The 14,711-nt window shown below is 68.0% G+C and carries 14 protein-coding genes; 7 read left to right on the forward strand and 7 right to left on the reverse strand.

Going from position 1 to position 14,711, the window contains the following annotated elements; translation table 11 throughout:
- Positions 1 to 2: 2 nt before the first annotated feature.
- From Q8Q88_RS16970 to lptF, 3 genes are all read right to left on the reverse strand, one after another.
- Entirely contained in the window at positions 3 to 2,285 is a 2,283-nt protein-coding gene (locus Q8Q88_RS16970) for an LPS-assembly protein LptD (RefSeq protein ID WP_305676363.1), read from the reverse strand.
- A gap of 72 nt (positions 2,286 to 2,357) precedes the next feature.
- Positions 2,358 to 3,461, reverse strand: coding sequence for an LptF/LptG family permease (locus tag Q8Q88_RS16975; RefSeq protein WP_305676364.1), 1,104 nt, complete (start codon positions 3,459 to 3,461; stop codon positions 2,358 to 2,360).
- Positions 3,458 to 4,603 carry an LPS export ABC transporter permease LptF gene (gene lptF / locus Q8Q88_RS16980; protein WP_305676365.1) on the reverse strand — a complete coding sequence of 382 codons (1,146 nt, stop codon included), beginning with the start codon at positions 4,601 to 4,603 and terminating at the stop codon, positions 3,458 to 3,460. Before lptF ends, Q8Q88_RS16975 begins: the two co-directional genes overlap by 4 nt.
- 153 nt (positions 4,604 to 4,756) lie before the next feature.
- Between lptF and Q8Q88_RS16985 the strand changes: the two genes are divergently transcribed.
- Genes Q8Q88_RS16985 through Q8Q88_RS17000 form a run of 4 tightly spaced genes read left to right on the forward strand, consistent with a single transcriptional unit; the run spans position 4,757 to position 7,709 of the window.
- Complete coding sequence (locus Q8Q88_RS16985) at positions 4,757 to 6,238, forward strand: leucyl aminopeptidase (protein ID WP_305676366.1); 1,482 nt, start codon at positions 4,757 to 4,759, stop codon at positions 6,236 to 6,238.
- 12 nt (positions 6,239 to 6,250) lie between these two features.
- Positions 6,251 to 6,931: a hypothetical protein gene (locus Q8Q88_RS16990; protein ID WP_305676367.1), complete on the forward strand. Its 681-nt coding sequence runs from the start codon at positions 6,251 to 6,253 to the stop codon at positions 6,929 to 6,931.
- On the forward strand, positions 6,928 to 7,386 hold the full coding sequence (locus tag Q8Q88_RS16995; RefSeq protein ID WP_305676379.1) for a DNA polymerase III subunit chi: 459 nt from the start codon (positions 6,928 to 6,930) through the stop codon (positions 7,384 to 7,386). Before Q8Q88_RS16990 ends, Q8Q88_RS16995 begins: the two co-directional genes overlap by 4 nt.
- Positions 7,383 to 7,709, forward strand: coding sequence for a peptidase inhibitor I78 (locus tag Q8Q88_RS17000; protein WP_305676368.1), 327 nt, complete (start codon positions 7,383 to 7,385; stop codon positions 7,707 to 7,709). The genes Q8Q88_RS16995 and Q8Q88_RS17000 overlap by 4 nt, the downstream gene beginning before the upstream one ends.
- A 171-nt stretch (positions 7,710 to 7,880) precedes the next feature.
- Here the strand turns inward: Q8Q88_RS17000 and Q8Q88_RS17005 are convergent, their stop codons facing one another.
- From Q8Q88_RS17005 to Q8Q88_RS17015, 3 genes are all read right to left on the reverse strand, one after another.
- On the reverse strand, positions 7,881 to 9,245 hold the full coding sequence (locus tag Q8Q88_RS17005) for a M28 family peptidase (RefSeq protein WP_305676369.1): 1,365 nt from the start codon (positions 9,243 to 9,245) through the stop codon (positions 7,881 to 7,883).
- A 168-nt stretch (positions 9,246 to 9,413) separates the two neighbouring features.
- Positions 9,414 to 10,223 carry a potassium channel family protein gene (locus Q8Q88_RS17010; protein WP_305676370.1) on the reverse strand — a complete coding sequence of 270 codons (810 nt, stop codon included), beginning with the start codon at positions 10,221 to 10,223 and terminating at the stop codon, positions 9,414 to 9,416.
- 23 nt (positions 10,224 to 10,246) lie between these two features.
- Positions 10,247 to 12,130: an ABC-F family ATP-binding cassette domain-containing protein gene (locus Q8Q88_RS17015; RefSeq protein ID WP_305676371.1), complete on the reverse strand. Its 1,884-nt coding sequence runs from the start codon at positions 12,128 to 12,130 to the stop codon at positions 10,247 to 10,249.
- A gap of 135 nt (positions 12,131 to 12,265) precedes the next feature.
- On the opposite strand from Q8Q88_RS17015, the gene ndk reads away from it, so the two are divergent.
- Positions 12,266 to 12,685, forward strand: coding sequence for a nucleoside-diphosphate kinase (ndk, locus tag Q8Q88_RS17020; RefSeq protein ID WP_305676372.1), 420 nt, complete (start codon positions 12,266 to 12,268; stop codon positions 12,683 to 12,685).
- Positions 12,686 to 12,853: 168 nt separating this feature from the next.
- Positions 12,854 to 13,111: a hypothetical protein gene (locus Q8Q88_RS17025; RefSeq protein WP_305676373.1), complete on the forward strand. Its 258-nt coding sequence runs from the start codon at positions 12,854 to 12,856 to the stop codon at positions 13,109 to 13,111.
- Positions 13,112 to 13,118: 7 nt separating this feature from the next.
- Here Q8Q88_RS17025 and Q8Q88_RS17030 read toward each other — a convergent pair whose 3' ends face one another.
- Entirely contained in the window at positions 13,119 to 13,328 is a 210-nt protein-coding gene (locus tag Q8Q88_RS17030) for a hypothetical protein (protein ID WP_305676374.1), read from the reverse strand.
- Positions 13,329 to 13,498: 170 nt separating this feature from the next.
- Here Q8Q88_RS17030 and Q8Q88_RS17035 point away from each other — a divergent pair, with 170 nt between their 5' ends.
- Positions 13,499 to 14,662, forward strand: coding sequence for an acyl-CoA dehydrogenase family protein (locus Q8Q88_RS17035; protein WP_305676375.1), 1,164 nt, complete (start codon positions 13,499 to 13,501; stop codon positions 14,660 to 14,662).
- Positions 14,663 to 14,711: the final 49 nt, after the last annotated feature.

A 14,711-nucleotide genomic window follows, 5' to 3' on the forward strand; every position in this document is an offset into this window, starting at 1 on the left:
TATTACTGTTCGCCTAGTGTGGCGAGGGTTAGGCGGAAGGTGAAGGACTCGGATGGGCCCAGGCGGCCCAGGATCGTGTCTTCCCGGCGATAGATAAAGTCGAGCCGGGTGCATTCATCGCGATAGACCACGCCCAGATCGCGGATCACCCAGGCCTTCTGCACGAGGTCGCGGTTGCCGTAGGCGGTTAGGCCCCAGTGCTTGCTCAGATAGACCTCGCCGCCCAGGTCCAGGTTCTCCACCTTGAGCCCGTTGGGATCGGCGCGGTCGCGCAGATAGCGGACATAGCCGTGGCCCCACTTGGAATTGACGTTGGCGCCGGTCTCGGCGCGGGCGATGTGGAGGTCGTCGGCGTCGAAGCGGGCGCGGCCGAAGAAGGACAGGCCGCGCAGGGGTTCGGCGGTGGCCGAGACGATCCAGTCCGAGGCCTTTGGCCGCAGGCCGCTCTGGGCGCTGAACACCTCGTTCCGCTCCGTCCGTAGGGAGCGGCCGACCAGGATGCTGGCGCGGCGCCGGTCGTCCCAGAACACCGAGGCCCGGCCGCCGACATTGGCCCGCAACCCGTCCTCATAGAGGTCGTAGCCGGGGAATTTGTTGGCGCGGAACAGGTTGGTTTCGTCGAACTCGAAGGCGATGGAGTCTTCGTTCAGATAGACCGGCTGCCCCAGGGCGTTGCGGCCCAGTTCGATCTGCTTCAGGTCCGGCGACAGGGCGATCTGAGCGATCGGCTCAAGAATGACCGACAAGTCTTTGAAGCGACGAATAAAAGGCCAGGATATATCGGCGCCGGCCACGGCAAGGCCGCGCGACAGGGTCTTGGATCTCGGCCCCACCCCGACTACGCCGACGAAGTTGTCGTCGAGGCTATAGGCGTCGAAGCGGGCCTGGACATAGGGCGCGATCCGCAGGCCGGCGGTGGAGGTGTAGACGCTCCGCCAGTCGACCTCGCCGGTGGCGCGGCGGCTGTCGAGGCCGTCGAGGCGTAGTGGCGGGGCGTTCAGCGGCGACTGCTCGCGGGTGAGGGCCACGGCGCTGGCCCGGAACCGCAGGCGACCGCCGGCGACCTTGCCGTCCGGCTCCCAGCGGGACTCGATCAGCGGACCGACGATGGGGAAGGTCCGCTCGTTGTCGCCCGGCCGCAGGCCCTGGATGGTGAAGGCGGCGGCGGAGAAGTACGAGTTCTGGGTCTCGCGCGTCGTGTAGAGCTGCGAGATCAGCCGCCGGTCATCGGCCACGTAGGGGCCGCGGTTCTCGTAGACGCCGCCGATCTCGTACTTGTCGAACAGCAGGTCGTCGGAGGTCCGCTCGGCGGTGAAGCCCCAGCGCCACTTGTCGTTGATGGCGAAGGCGCCGGACGCCAGGACGTAGCTGCGCGAGGTCGCGTCGCCGAACGGGTCGCCCTTGCTGTCGAAGTCCTCGTCATAGGTGTAGCCGAAGCGAGCATCGAGGGCGCCGGAGTAGAAGCGCTTGCGATATTGGCCATTAATGAAAGGGGTAACTTTCGTGTTGATTTGAGGACTTATCGTCAAATCCGAATGTGGCGACAGAACGAGCAGATAGGGTTGTTCGTACGACAGGCCGCGGCGGTCGGAGGCCGAGATCTCGGGCGGCAGCAGGCCGGACTTGCGGACCGCCTCGGGGTCCGGGTGCCAGAACACCGGCAGGTAGACCAGCGGCACCCCGAAGATCTGGATGACGGCGTTGCGATAGTAGACGAGCTGGCGGTCCTTGTCCTGGACCACCCGTTCGGCCTTGATCGACCAGGTCGGGGTCTTCGGCTTGGTCCCGTCCGGGGCGCAGATCTCGCAGGGCGTGTAGATCGCGCGGTTCAGCTCGTTGATGCGGTCGGACCGCCGCACGGCGCTGGCCGCGGCAATCTTGACGTTCTTCGGCATGCGGGCGGCGAAGCCGGTGGCGACCCCGGCCTTCATCTGGTCGTCCAGCACGATCTCGTCGGCGTATTCCACCGAGCCGTCGGCGTTGAGGATCGAGGTCTCGCCGCGGGCGCGCATGGTGCCCTTGGCCTCGTCATAGACCAGCTCCTGGGCGCGCAGGGTGCGGCCCTGGTAGCGGACCTCGACGTCGCCCGTGGCGGTGCTGACCTTGTTCTTGTCGTCGCGGACCACGAGGTCCGCTTCCATATAGAGCTGATCCTCGGCCAAGCCGTCGGGCGAGGGGCCGGTCTTCGGGGCCTGGGCGTGCGCCTGCGCCGAGGACAGCACCAGGAGCGCCACGCCCGCGAGCAGGCCGCGCTTGGCCGAGGCTGAACGCCTGCGCAAACTCATGAAGCCAAGGATCCCCTCAACGCGGTGTGGCCGGGCGGTGTGACCGGATGCATAACCGGGAACGCCGGCGATTCAACCATCTTCGGTGTAGCAGAGCAGGGAGAGCCCAGACAGCAGGGCGACGACCGGCGGCGCCCAGGCCGCCGCGAACAGCGGAATGATGTCGGCGTCGGCCAGGGCCCCGGAGAACTCGTTGAAGAAGAAGACGACGAAACCAAGGCCGACCCCAGCTCCCGCAAGGCCTGCCAGGCCTCCAAGCCGGGCCAGGCGCAAGGAAAAGGCGGCCGCCAGGATCGACATGGCCGCGAACAGCACCGGCGTGGCCAGGAGCTGCTGGTGCCGCAGCCGGTAGCCGCCCGCCGAGAAACCGGCCTGCTCGGTCATGCGGATCGCCGCCGGCAGCCGCCAGAAGGCGACCGACTCAGGTGCGGCGAACCGCTCCATGGCTGATTCGGCGTCGAGGGTTGAGCGGATGGACAGTGAGTCGGAGCGTACTGAGTTCTCGCCGGCCGAGGCCTCGCGCACGTCAGTGAGCCGCCAGTAGCCCGGCAGCAGGCGCGCCTCGGCCGCCTCCAGCCGGCGTTTGAACGCCGGGACGCCGCGCTTGTCCTTCTGATAGACGAAGATCGACACCGCCTTCAGCCGCACCACGCCCTCGACCGTGTCGCGGGCCTTGGCGTGGATCACCATCTGGGTCCGCTCGTCGCCCTGACGCAGCCACACCTCCTGGGGCGCGTCGGTCAGATAGTTCTCCATCAGGTCGGCGCGGTCGGATTCGTATCGGGCGCTGAAGGCCGCGGCGAGTGGGTTGAACACCGTCACCGTGATGACGCCGATCACGAACGCCGCTCCCGCCGAGGGCAGGATGAAGCGCCAGGCCGAAACGCCCGCCGCGCGCATGGCCACCAGCTCGGAGCGGCGGTTCAGGCCCACATAGGCGGCGATCCCGCCGAACAGGAAGACGAACGGCGCCAGCAGCAGGATGGTGGCCGGCGCCTGCAGCAGGGTCAGGCCGAAGAGCTGGGCGACCCCGACATCGGCCCGCACCGCCACCTCCCGCGACAGGTTTACGAACGACACGAGCAGGATCACCGCCGAGATGACCGCCAGGGCCGCGCCGACGCCCGCCAGGGTGCGTCCCATCACATAGCGTTCGAGGCGGCCCAGCCCGATCATGCCGCCGCTCCCGCGCGACGGGAGATGCGCGCCGGCTTCAGCTGCATGTCGATGAACCGCGAGACCTTCTGGCGGAAGATGCTGCGCAGGGCGAAGTAGGTCGCCGCCACCGGCACCAGGTATTGGAGGAGGTTGAGCCAGGCCTCGGACTCGGCGCCCGCCTGGACCACGAAGCCCAGGATCCGCACGGTGACGGCCGCCGCGCCGACGATGGCGATCCGCCGGCCATATCCCATGCGCGAGAAGCCGCCGCCGATGATCGCCGACAGGGCCATGGCCATGAGCGCGATGTTATAGAGCGGACTCGCCAGGCGGTTATGGCCCTCGGCCAGCAGCTTCAGCCGGTTGCGCTTCTCCCAGTCCTGCTCGAGGTCGGGGAACAGCAGCTCGTGCAGATAACGGTCGGAGGGCTTGTAGTGGATCATCTCGCCGGTCGCCATGAACGGTGAGAGGTCGAAGATGTACTCGTCGAAGGACAGGTAGTTCAGCACTCCGGCTTCGCTGAACTCCTGGTTGGAACCCTTCTGCATGACCAGGACGGGCCGCTCGCCGCGCTTGGCCAGCCGGCCGGTGTCGGCGGTGTAGGTCGACGCGTCGCCGTCGTCCTTTTCCTGGTGGATGAACAGGTTGTGGATCAGGCCGGTCCCGTCGACGGACTGGGCGTAGACGGTCAGGCCGGGGGCAGGGGCGGTGAACTCGCCCTCGCGGATCAGGGTGGAGGCCAGGTCCGTGCGCACGTTGAACAGGGTCTGGCGCATCTCCCGCGAGGCGGCTGGCTGGATCCAGAGGTTCATGACCAGGGCCAGGACCATGATGATCGAAGCCAGCCGCAGGGCCGGTGAGATCACCCGCCAGCGGCTCATGCCGCCGGCGAAGCAGACGACGATCTCCTGCTCGGTGTGCAGCCGGTTCAGCGCCACCAGGCCCGCCACGAACACCGCGATCGGCAGCACCATGTTGAGAAGCTGGGGTAGGGCCAGCACCGTCACCTTGGCGAAGACCAGGGCGCTCTGCCGTTGGCTGACGATGATGTCGAGCGCCGACAGGCTCTGGCTCAGCAGGGCGACAGCCGTCAGCGCCGCCGTGGCCAGCACGGTCGGTCCCAGGAGCTGGCGGAACAGATAGCGGTCGATCAGCGGCATTGAAGAAATGTAGGTTTCTGGGGGGATTTTGCGCGCCCCCACGCGGAAGCTGTTCTAAATCATGCGTCGCCGCGCCACACAACCGCCGCAGGGACGGTCACGGTTGCTGGCTCGCGCGGCGCACGCCCGCATTGTCTGGAGTTTGAGGGACTTATGGAGATCGAGTTCGTCGCGGCCCAAGCCGCTTTGGCTGACAAGACGGCCCTCGCCGTCATCGTGTTCGAGGGTGACGTCCTGGCCGGCGCGGCCGGCGAACTCGACGCCCAGGCGGGCGGCGCGCTGGGACGCGCCGTCGCCGGCGGCCGGTTCACCGGCGCCAAGGGCCAGGTGCTCGACGTCCACGGCGCCCCGGGAGCCTCGCCGCGCATCGTGCTGGTGGGCGCGGGCAAGGCCGACGCCTTCGATGACCTGGCGGTGGAGAACGCCGCGGCCAGCGCCTATGGCGCCGTGAAGGCCTCGGGCCTGACCGTCCTGCGCCTGCGCCTGCCGAAGGACGGCGCCCATACGGCCGCCCAAGCGGCGCTTGGCGTGCGCCTGGCCGCCTACCGCTTCGACCGCTACCGCACCAAGGAAGCGGCCGAGAAGAAGCCCACCGTCATCAAGACCCAGATCGTCACCGGCGAGGCTGATGCGGCCCTAGCGGCCTTCCCGCCCTATGCGGCGCTGGCCGACGCGGTGGCCTTTTCCCGCGACCTGGTCTCCGAGCCGCCGAACGTCCTCTATCCAGAGGAGTTCGCTCGACGGGTGAAGGCGCTCGAGAGCCTGGGCCTCGAGGTCGAGATCCTGGGCGAGGCCGAGATGGCCAAGCTGGGCATGGGCAGCCTGCTGGGCGTCGGCCAGGGCAGCATCCGTGAGAGCCAGCTCGCCGTCATCAAGTGGTACGGCGCCAAGAACAAGGAGGCCCAGCCCATCGCCTTCGTCGGCAAGGGCGTCTGCTTCGACACTGGCGGCATCAGCCTCAAGCCCGCCGACGGCATGGAAGACATGAAGTGGGACATGGGCGGCGCCGGCGCCGTGGCTGGTCTCATGCACGTCCTGGCCGGCCGCAAGGCCAAGGTGAACGCCATCGGCATACTGGGCCTGGTGGAGAACATGCCCGACGGCAACGCCCAGCGCCCCGGCGACGTGGTCACCTCCATGTCCGGCCAGACCATCGAGATCATCAATACCGACGCCGAGGGCCGCCTCGTCCTGGCCGACGCCATTTGGTACTGCCAGGACCGCTTCAAGCCGAAGTTCATGGTCGACCTGGCGACGCTCACCGGCGCGATCATCATCTCGCTCGGCAACGACTATGCGGGCCTGTTCTCCAACAACGACGAGCTGTCGGCCAACCTGCTGGCGGCCTCGGCCGCCGAGGGCGAACCGCTTTGGCGCATGCCGCTGCCGCCGCAGTACGACAAGAACATCGACTCGGTGATCGCCGACATGAAGAACACCGGCGGCCGGCCGGGCGGCTCGATCACCGCGGCCCTGTTCATCCAGCGCTTCGTCAACAGCGTGCCCTGGGCCCACCTCGACATCGCCTCGACCGCCTGGAAGAAGCCGTCCAGCGTCCCGACCATCCCGGAGGGCGCCACCGGCTACGGCGTGCGCCTGCTGAACCGGATGGTCGCCGACAAGTACGAGAGCTGACGGCGCGCGGGCGTGCGCCTGATCCTGGTTCATAGTCCATTGGTGGGACCTGCCTCCTGGGGCGCGGTTCCGGCCGAACTGGCGGAGCGGGGCTACGAGTCGAAGGTCGTGGCCCTGCCGGCCTGGGGCGAGATCGCCAAGCCCTACTATCCCGCGATCGCCTCGGCCGTGGCTGAGGCGATCGAGCCGGGCGACGTCCTGGTGGTCCATTCCGGAGCGGGCGGCCTGGCGGCCTCGGTCGCGGCCCTGGCGGAGACGCGCTTGGCCGGCGTGGTCTTTGTCGACGCCATACTGCCCCATCCGGGCCGCTCCTGGTTCGACACGGCCGCCACCCAGCTCGGCGAGGCGCTGCGCGCGGCGGCGGACGAGGGCATGCTGCCGCCCTGGGACCAGTGGTTCCCGCCGGGCGCAATCGCGGCCCTCTCCCCTGAAGGGCCGGTTCGCGACGCCTTCCTCGCCGAGCTCGCCCCGGCGCCTTTGGCCTATTTCGACGAACCCGCGCCGGCCTTAGCTGTGCCGCCGGCCGTGGGCTGGAGCTATCTACGACTCTCCAAGGCCTATGAAGCCGAAGCCGCCCAGGCACGGGCGCTCGGCCAGCCGACCCTGCGGCTGGAGCTTTCGCACCTGGCCATGATGACCCACGCGGACGAGGTGGTATCGTCGCTGGCGCAACTGGTTCGGAGAGCCCGCTGATGGCCACCCCTTGCGAGGTCTGGTTCTATCACCTGGAGCGTTCCGGCCTGGATCAGGTGCTGCCGGAGCTCCTGGAAAAGACCCTGGCCCGAGGCTGGAAGGCGGTGGTCCGCGCCCGCGAGCCCGAGCGGGTCGAGCACCTGGACAGCTGGCTGTGGAGCTACCGCGACGAGAGCTTCCTGCCGCACGCCCCAGCCGACGAACCGGGCGCGGCGCGCCAGCCGGTGCTGCTGACCACTGCCTTCGACAATCAGAACGCGGCGGACGCCCTGTTCCTGGTCGACGGCGCCGAGCCGGGCGAACTGGAGCCCTATGAGCGGTGCATTGTGCTGTTCGACGGGCGCGACGAGACGCAACTGGCCGTGGCGCGCAGCCAGTGGAGCGCACTCAAGGCCAAGGGCCATCCGGCCTCCTACTGGAAACAACAGGCCCGCGGCTGGGAGAAGCAGGCATGAAGACGCTCATCACCCTGCTGGCGACCGCCGGCGTCCTGGCGCTCGCCGCCTGCGCCGAACCGCCGCCGCCCGCGCCGCCGCCGCCTGCGCCAAGGCCGGCGCCCGCGCCGTCCGCGCCGCCGCCAGCGCCCGACCAGTGCGGGGCGGCCGAGGCCCAAAAGCACGTCGGCCGGTCGCGCACCGAGATCCCGGTGCCTGTGCAGCCGAACCTGCAGCGGGTGGCCTGCACCACCTGCCCGGTGACCATGGATTTCAATCCGCGGCGGCTGAACTTCCTCTACGACGCGGCGACCGGCGTCGTGAAAGAGGTGAAGTGCGGGTAGGGGATTCCTGCCTTATCGGCGCTGACAGCTCACACCCACCTTCGTCATGGCCGGGCGCAAGTCCCGGCCATCCATGAACTCCGAGTCAGCGGTTTTGTCTGCGAACCCACCGTGTATGGATCCCCGACACACGCTCCGCGCGGTCGAGGATGACGAGCCTGGGGTAGGGGGCTAGTTCGCTGGCGGCGGCGGAGCCACCGACACGAACGATCCCGCCGGTCCCGGGAACACCACCGGGCTCTCGGATCCGTCGGCGGCCACCGACGACACGCCGAAGAACCAGTCGTCGATCACCAGGCCCTTGAGCATCTCGGATGTCGCCTTCGTGTCGCGGGCCTTGGTCCATTGTGGTTCGGTGGTGCCGCGCCAGTGGACGCGGTAGCTCGCCGCGCCCGGGACCGCGGTCCAGCTCACCTTGGTGTCGGGCGAGACCGCGCCCTCGATCTTAACGCCCTCGGGCGGGGCCGGCGCGCGGGCCAGAGCGGCCATCATCATCACGTTCAGCCGGGTGACCCGGGCCAGGTAGGGGAAATCGACCCCGTCGATGGTGTCGCCATAGACTCGGCCGTTCTCCGTGCGCAGGTCCTGGTGCTGGCGATCATAGTGCTCGGCGGCCTCGGTGACGCGGATGGCCGGGAAGCCCGCGGCTAGCATCTCGACTTGGTCGCCGCCGCGCCCGAAGCGGTCGGTGCGATAGACCATCATGACGTCCAGCTTGCCCAGATCGGCGGCCTGGCGTTCGGCCAGGGCGTCGGCGAAGCGGGCGAGGTTGCGCGAGGGGCTGTCGACCTCGCCGCCATTGTAGCGGCGCTGGTTGGCTTGTTCCGGCGTTTCGACGCTCTTGGTGCCCTCGGCGAACACGCGGACCCGGTCGCGCACGGTCTCGCCGCCGGCGCCGTGGATGTTGCCGACAATGTCGTTGTTGAGATTGGCCTCGACCCGCCAGCCGCGCTGTTTGGCGAAGGCCGCCAGCACCTTGCCGCCATAGAGGCCCTGTTCCTCGCCCTCCAGGGCGGCATAGACCAGGGTCGCCGGGAAGCTGTGCTTCGACAGCACGCGGGCCGCCTCCATCACCGCGGCGACGCCCGAGCCGTCGTCATTGGCGCCCGGCGCGTCGGCCATGGCGTTCATCGGATCGCTGACCCGGCTATCGATGTGACCGGAGATGACGATCACCCGATCCGTATCGGTGGTCCCCTTCTGGATCGCCAAGATCGCGCCAATCTCGGTGGGATTGGGAACCCGGCGGCCGGTGAAGGTCTGCTTGGGCACGGCCACCTCCAGGCAGCCGCCGCAGGACTTGGAGAGGGTCTCGAACTCCGAGGCCGCCCAGCGCTCGGCCGCCCCGATGCCGCGGGTGTCGGACGCGCGGTCCGACAGGGTGTGGCGGGTGCCGAAGCCGACCAGCTTCTCGATCGTGCTCCGCAGCCGCGCCTCGCTGACGTCCTTGGCGAAGCTGGAGAGTTGAGGGTCCGGCTTCGGCGCCGCCAGGGCCGAAGTGGCGACGAGGAGAGCGGAGGCGAGGATGGCGCGCATGGCAAGGTCCCTGACTGATCCCAGGGATCAGTACGATGTGCCCGGGTGAGGCGCCTAGTGGTCCTTCTTGCGGAAGATCCGGCGCAGGGCCGCGACGCCGGCCGGGGCCAGCAGGACCAAGACCAGCAGCAGATAGACGATACGGGCTTCGTCGGGCATGGGCCGCGCCTAATGGAGTTCGTCGTTGGGAATGTTCAGCAGTTCCCCGCAAGCCTTGCAATGAACCGCGTCGATGTCGTGGCGCTGCAGTCCGCAGGCGGGGCAGGGGAAGCGCACCTTGTAGGGACGGAACAGGGCCTGGGCCAGACGCACGAACAGGGTGATGCCGGTCAGCATGGTGACGATCGAGATCACTCGGCCCCAGGTCCCGAACAGGACGATGTCGCCGAAGCCGGTGGTGGTCAGGGTGGCGATGGTGAAATAGAGCGCGTCCACATAGCCGTTGATGCCCGGATGGACGCGGGCGAAGCTCGTATAGACAAAGCCGGTCATCACGAAGATGAAGGTGACCAGCGTCGTGGCCGCCCGGGTGACGTCTTCCCATCGTGTGTCGTCATAGCGCCGGCCGATGGTCTCCCAGAAGAACTCCGAATGGACCAGGGTCCAGAGCCTTAGCACCCGCAGGAAGGCCAGGTTGAACAGCCAGAGCGGGAACAGCAGGGTCGCCAGCACGAAGAGGTCGATCCAGGTCGAAGGGCGCTTGATCCAGTCGGTCCAGCGATCCGCCGCCAGGGCCCGTCCGCCGATGTCGAGCAACAGGACGAAGGCCACCACTAGGTCGACGATCAGGAAGGCCGGCGTCTCGCGGATGAACGGCGCGACGATGAAGAACCCGATCAACAGGATATCAATGCCGATCACGCCCAGCCGGAAGCGCACGGCCTTGGGAGTCTGGCCATGATAGAGTTCACGCAGCCGCGCGCGGACGCGAGGGCCCAGGCGGCGGCGGTCTGACTTGGCGTTGGGCACGGTCGGCATAGGCTCCTAACGCCCGAACGGCCTCAAGCGTCGCTCTTGACGGCCTCATAGGCCTCGTTGGCTTCCAGCCACTCCAATTCAGCGGCGTCGAGCGCGGCCTGGGCCTGGTCGCGTCGACGGCCGAGATCGGCGGCCTTGGCGGGGTTCTGGGCGAAGACCTTGGGATCGGTGAGCGCCTTGTCGATCTCGACGAGAGCCTGGGTGGCGCGACCCAGCGCCGCCTCCGCGGCTTCGGCGCGGCGGCGGGCGGTGCCGGTGGGGACCTTGGCCTTCGGCGCGACGACCGGTTTCGGGGGCGCGACAGGCTCGGGCGCCTTGACCTGGGTTGGGGCCCGGCCGGCCTGCTTGGCGCGGTCGATGACGAACTTGGCGTAGTCGTCCATGTCTCCGTCGAAGGGCTCGATTCCGCCGTCCGCGGCCAGCCATAGGCGGTCGGCCACCAGCTCCATCAGCGAGCGGTCGTGGGTGATCAGGATCACCGCGCCCTCGTATTCGTTGAGCGCATCCAGCAGGGCGCGGCGGGAGTCGATGTCCAGGTGGTTGGTCGGTTCGTCGAGGATCAGGAGGTGGGGCCTCTCCATGGCCACCAGGTTGAGCAGCAGGCGCGCCCGTTCGCCGCCCGACAGGTTGTCCACCGTAGTGTCGACCTTCTGGTGGCCCAGGCCGTACTGCGCCAGACGCGCGCGGCGGCTTGCCTCTGAGGCCTCGGGCATCACCGTACGGATGATGTCCAGCGGGGTGTCGCTGGGATCCAGCGCCTCGATTTGGTGCTGGTGGAACCATCCCACCTTGAGCCGGGGCGAGCGCTTCAGCTCGCCGGCCTGGGGCTGCAAGGCGCCGGCGATCAGCTTGGCGAAGGTCGACTTGCCCGCGCCGTTGACGCCCAGCAGGCCGATGCGGTCGTCCAGGTCCAGCCGCAGGTTCATGTGCTTGAGGATCGGCGTCTCGTCATAGCCGGCCGCCACGCCTTCCAGGCGCAGCAGCGGCGGCGCCAGCGGCCGCTCGGGTGAGGGCAGGACGAAGGGCGCGACGTGCTCGGCCACCACCGAGGAGACCGGCGGCAGCTTCTGCAGCATCTTCAGGCGCGACTGGGCCTGGGTGGCCTTGGAGGCCTTGGCGCGGAAACGGTCGACGAAGGCCTGGAGGTGGGCGCGCTGGGCGTCGACCTTGGCCTTGTTGACCTCCTGGAGGCGCGCCTTCTCTTCGCGCTGGCGCTCGAAGCTGTCGTAGCCGCCCGCGTAGAGGGTCAGCTTGCCGTCGGCGAGATGCAGGATGTGGTCGCAGCTGTTGTTCAGAATCTCGCGGTCGTGGCTGATGATCACCGCCGTGTGCGGATATTTCTTCAGCCGGGCTTCCAGCCAGAGCGCGCCTTCCAGGTCGAGATAGTTGGTCGGTTCGTCCAGCAGCAGCAGGTCGGGCTCGGCGAACAGGGCCGCGGCCAGCGCCACGCGCATCCGCCAGCCGCCGGAGAACTCCGACATCGGCCGCGCCAGGTCGGCGTTGGAGAAGCCCAGGCCCGACAGAATCTCGGCGGCCCGCGACGGCGCGCGGTCGGCGCCGATGTCGGCCAGCCGGGCGTAGATCTCGCCCAGGTGTTCGGGCTCGGCAGTCTCCAGCTCGGCATTGAGCCGCTCGCGCTCCTCGTCGGCGGCAAGCACGGTGTCCAGCAGGGTGACCGGGGTCGCCGGATGCTCCTGGTCCACCGAGGCGATGCGCGCCGACTTGGGGTAGGCGATCTCGCCGTCGCCGGCGTGCAGCTCGTCCAGGATCAGCTTGAACAGCGTGGTCTTGCCCACGCCGTTGCGGCCCACGAGCCCCACCATGGCGCCCACGGGGAGGCTGACGCTCGCATGGTCGAAAAACCGGCGGCCCCAGGCGTCGAAAGTCAGATCATTGATTTGCAGCATGGCGAGGGCGGGGCCTTAGCAGAGGTCGCGGCCCATGGCGACCGCTGTGCTTGGCGAGGCCGCATCGTGCGGCTATAAGCCCGCCACCCCGCGCGGACCGTCCGCGTCTCCCCAATAAGAAGACAAGTCCACACAATGACCGAACGCACCTTCTCGATCATCAAGCCCGACGCGACCAAGCGGAACCTGACCGGCAAAATCAACGCGGTGATCGAGGACGCCGGCCTGCGCATCGTCGCGCAACGCCGCATCCGCATGACCGAGGCCCAGGCCAAGGCGTTCTACGAAGTCCATAAGGAGCGCCCGTTCTACGGCGAGCTGGTCGAGACCATGACCTCGGCCCCGGTGGTCGTGCAGGTGCTCGAAGGCGACAATGCCGTGGCCAAGTACCGCGAAGTCATGGGCGCCACCAATCCGGAGCAGGCCGCCGCCGGCACCATCCGCAAGCTGTTCGCGCTCAATGTCGGCGAGAATTCGGTTCATGGCTCCGACAGCCAGGACAACGCCAAGATCGAGATCGCCCAGTTCTTCACTGAAGATCAGATCGTCGGCTGAAGTTTTTCGGGAACAGGCGAAGCGTCACCGCGTTGATGAAGGGCGCGGCGCCGAGCCCCACCCGGTCCCAGCGGACCCGCCGCGATAAACAGGCCCCGTTCGGCTTCCCCGCCGGGCGGGGCTTGATTGTCTCCGGAGGAACCCATCATCCGCAAGAACCCACCGCCTGTGACCGCCGGAACCGGCGAGCTTCGTTTCCAGGGGTTCGATGGGGCCGTCGATTACGAGATCACCGGGCAGATGAAGACCCTGGCCTCGGCCTACAGCCCGCTACGCGGCCTGTTGCGCACGGCGCCCGAGACCGCCGAGGCGCTGTTCCGGGCCGGCGACGCCGCCCTGAAGCTGGACGACGGACGCGACTGCCGCATCAAGGTGCTGGCCTACAGCGCCGGCAGCGACACGGCCTATTTCGAAATCCGGGTCTGATCGGCGACTACTTCGGCCGGGTGATCTGGCTCGCCCGCAAATGCGGGGAGTGGATGCGGTCGTAGTCGCTCGGCGCCTTCAATCCCAGCGCCGCGTCCAACAGACGAAGCCCGTCCAGCCCGCGCGGCGGCGGATCGGAACTCAAGGCTTTCCAGAGGCTCAAAGCTTCTCGGCGTAGGCGTTGCTCGCGGTTCATACTCAACCCGTCCATGGTCATCGAACAGTTCCGCACCCGTGAAGTTCCATCAGAACAAGGTTGAAATTCAGTAACCTTGGATTCGATTCAGCCTTACGCGCTGGTTTGACTCACGCACGGTCACGTTTGATCTGGCCGTTTCCAAGGGCCGCGCCATGCGCTAGCTGAACCCTTGGGCGAGGAGGAAATAGGTGAGCACAGCGGCCGGCGAGAGCTTCCCTGAAATCCGCGAGGCGGTGCGCAAGCTGTGCGCCCAGTTCCCGGGCGAATACTGGCGCGCGCTCGATCGCGAGCGGACCTATCCGACCGACTTCGTCACGGCCCTGACCGAGGCGGGCTTCCTGTCGGTCCTGATACCCGAGGAGTATGGCGGCTCGGGTCTTGGCCTGTCGGCGGCCACGGCGGTGCTGGAGGAAATCCACCGCTCGGGCTGCAACGGCGGCGCCTGCCACGCCCAGATGTACACCATGGGCACGGTGCTCAAGCACGGCAGCCAAGCCCAGAAGGAAGCCTATCTCCCCAAGATCGCCACCGGCGAACTGCGCCTGCAAGCGTTCGGCGTCACCGAGCCTGGGGCCGGCACCGACACCACCCGCATCTCCACCTTCGCCAGGCGGGTCGGCGACAAGTACGTGGTCCGCGGACAAAAGATCTGGATCAGCCGGGCCGAGCATTCCGACCTCATGGTGCTGCTGGTGCGCACCACGCCGCGCGAGCAGGCCGCCCGGTCCTCCGACGGGATGAGCGTGCTGCTGGTCGACCTGCGCCAGGCGGTGGGGAACGGCCTGACCATCCGGCCGGTGCGCACCATGCTCAACCACGCCACCACCGAGCTGTTCTTCGACGATCTGGAGGTTCCGGCCGAGAACCTGGTGGGCGAGGAGGGCAAGGGCTTCCGCTACATCCTGGACGGCATGAACGCCGAGCGGATCCTGATCGCCGCCGAGTGTATCGGCGACGGCAAGTTCTTCATCGACCGCGCCAGCGCCTACGCCAAGGAGCGTCACGTATTCGGCCGCGCGATCGGCCAGAACCAGGGCGTCCAGTTCCCCATCGCCCGCGCCCACGTCCAGGTCAGCGCCGCCGAGCTGATGGTGCAGAAGGCCGCGGCCATGTTCGAGGCCGGCCAGCCCTGCGGCACGGAGGCCAATATGGCCAAACTTCTCGCTTCCGAAGCCTCCTGGTTCGCCGCCGACACCTGCCTGCAGACCCACGGCGGCTTCGGCTTCGCCGAGGAATACGACATAGAGCGGAAGTTCCGCGAGACCCGCCTCTACCAGGTGGCCCCGATCTCCACGAACCTGATCCTCAGCCACGTGGGCACCCACGTGCTGGGCATGCCCAAGAGCTTCTGAATGTACGACCTCCTGAAGGGCCTGCGGGTCGTCGAGGGTTCGGCCTTCG

Origin of the sequence: Phenylobacterium sp. (assembly GCF_030697925.1) — a bacterium.
Taxonomy (GTDB): Bacteria; Pseudomonadota; Alphaproteobacteria; order Caulobacterales; family Caulobacteraceae; genus Phenylobacterium.

Excerpts from the sequence above, each read along its gene's own strand:
- Q8Q88_RS17010 (WP_305676370.1), bottom strand. The coding sequence starts at position 10,223 with ATGCCGACCGTGCCCAACGCCAAGTCAGACCGCCGCCGCCTGGGCCCT.
- Q8Q88_RS16975 (WP_305676364.1), bottom strand. The coding sequence starts at position 3,461 with ATGATCGGGCTGGGCCGCCTCGAACGCTATGTGATGGGACGCACCCTG.
- Q8Q88_RS17000 (WP_305676368.1), top strand. The coding sequence starts at position 7,383 with ATGAAGACGCTCATCACCCTGCTGGCGACCGCCGGCGTCCTGGCGCTC.
- ndk (WP_305676372.1), top strand. The coding sequence starts at position 12,266 with ATGACCGAACGCACCTTCTCGATCATCAAGCCCGACGCGACCAAGCGG.
- Q8Q88_RS16970 (WP_305676363.1), bottom strand. The coding sequence starts at position 2,285 with ATGAGTTTGCGCAGGCGTTCAGCCTCGGCCAAGCGCGGCCTGCTCGCG.
- Q8Q88_RS17030 (WP_305676374.1), bottom strand. The coding sequence starts at position 13,328 with ATGACCATGGACGGGTTGAGTATGAACCGCGAGCAACGCCTACGCCGA.
- Q8Q88_RS16985 (WP_305676366.1), top strand. The coding sequence starts at position 4,757 with ATGGAGATCGAGTTCGTCGCGGCCCAAGCCGCTTTGGCTGACAAGACG.
- Q8Q88_RS17005 (WP_305676369.1), bottom strand. The coding sequence starts at position 9,245 with ATGCGCGCCATCCTCGCCTCCGCTCTCCTCGTCGCCACTTCGGCCCTG.
- Q8Q88_RS17015 (WP_305676371.1), bottom strand. The coding sequence starts at position 12,130 with ATGCTGCAAATCAATGATCTGACTTTCGACGCCTGGGGCCGCCGGTTT.
- lptF (WP_305676365.1), bottom strand. The coding sequence starts at position 4,603 with ATGCCGCTGATCGACCGCTATCTGTTCCGCCAGCTCCTGGGACCGACC.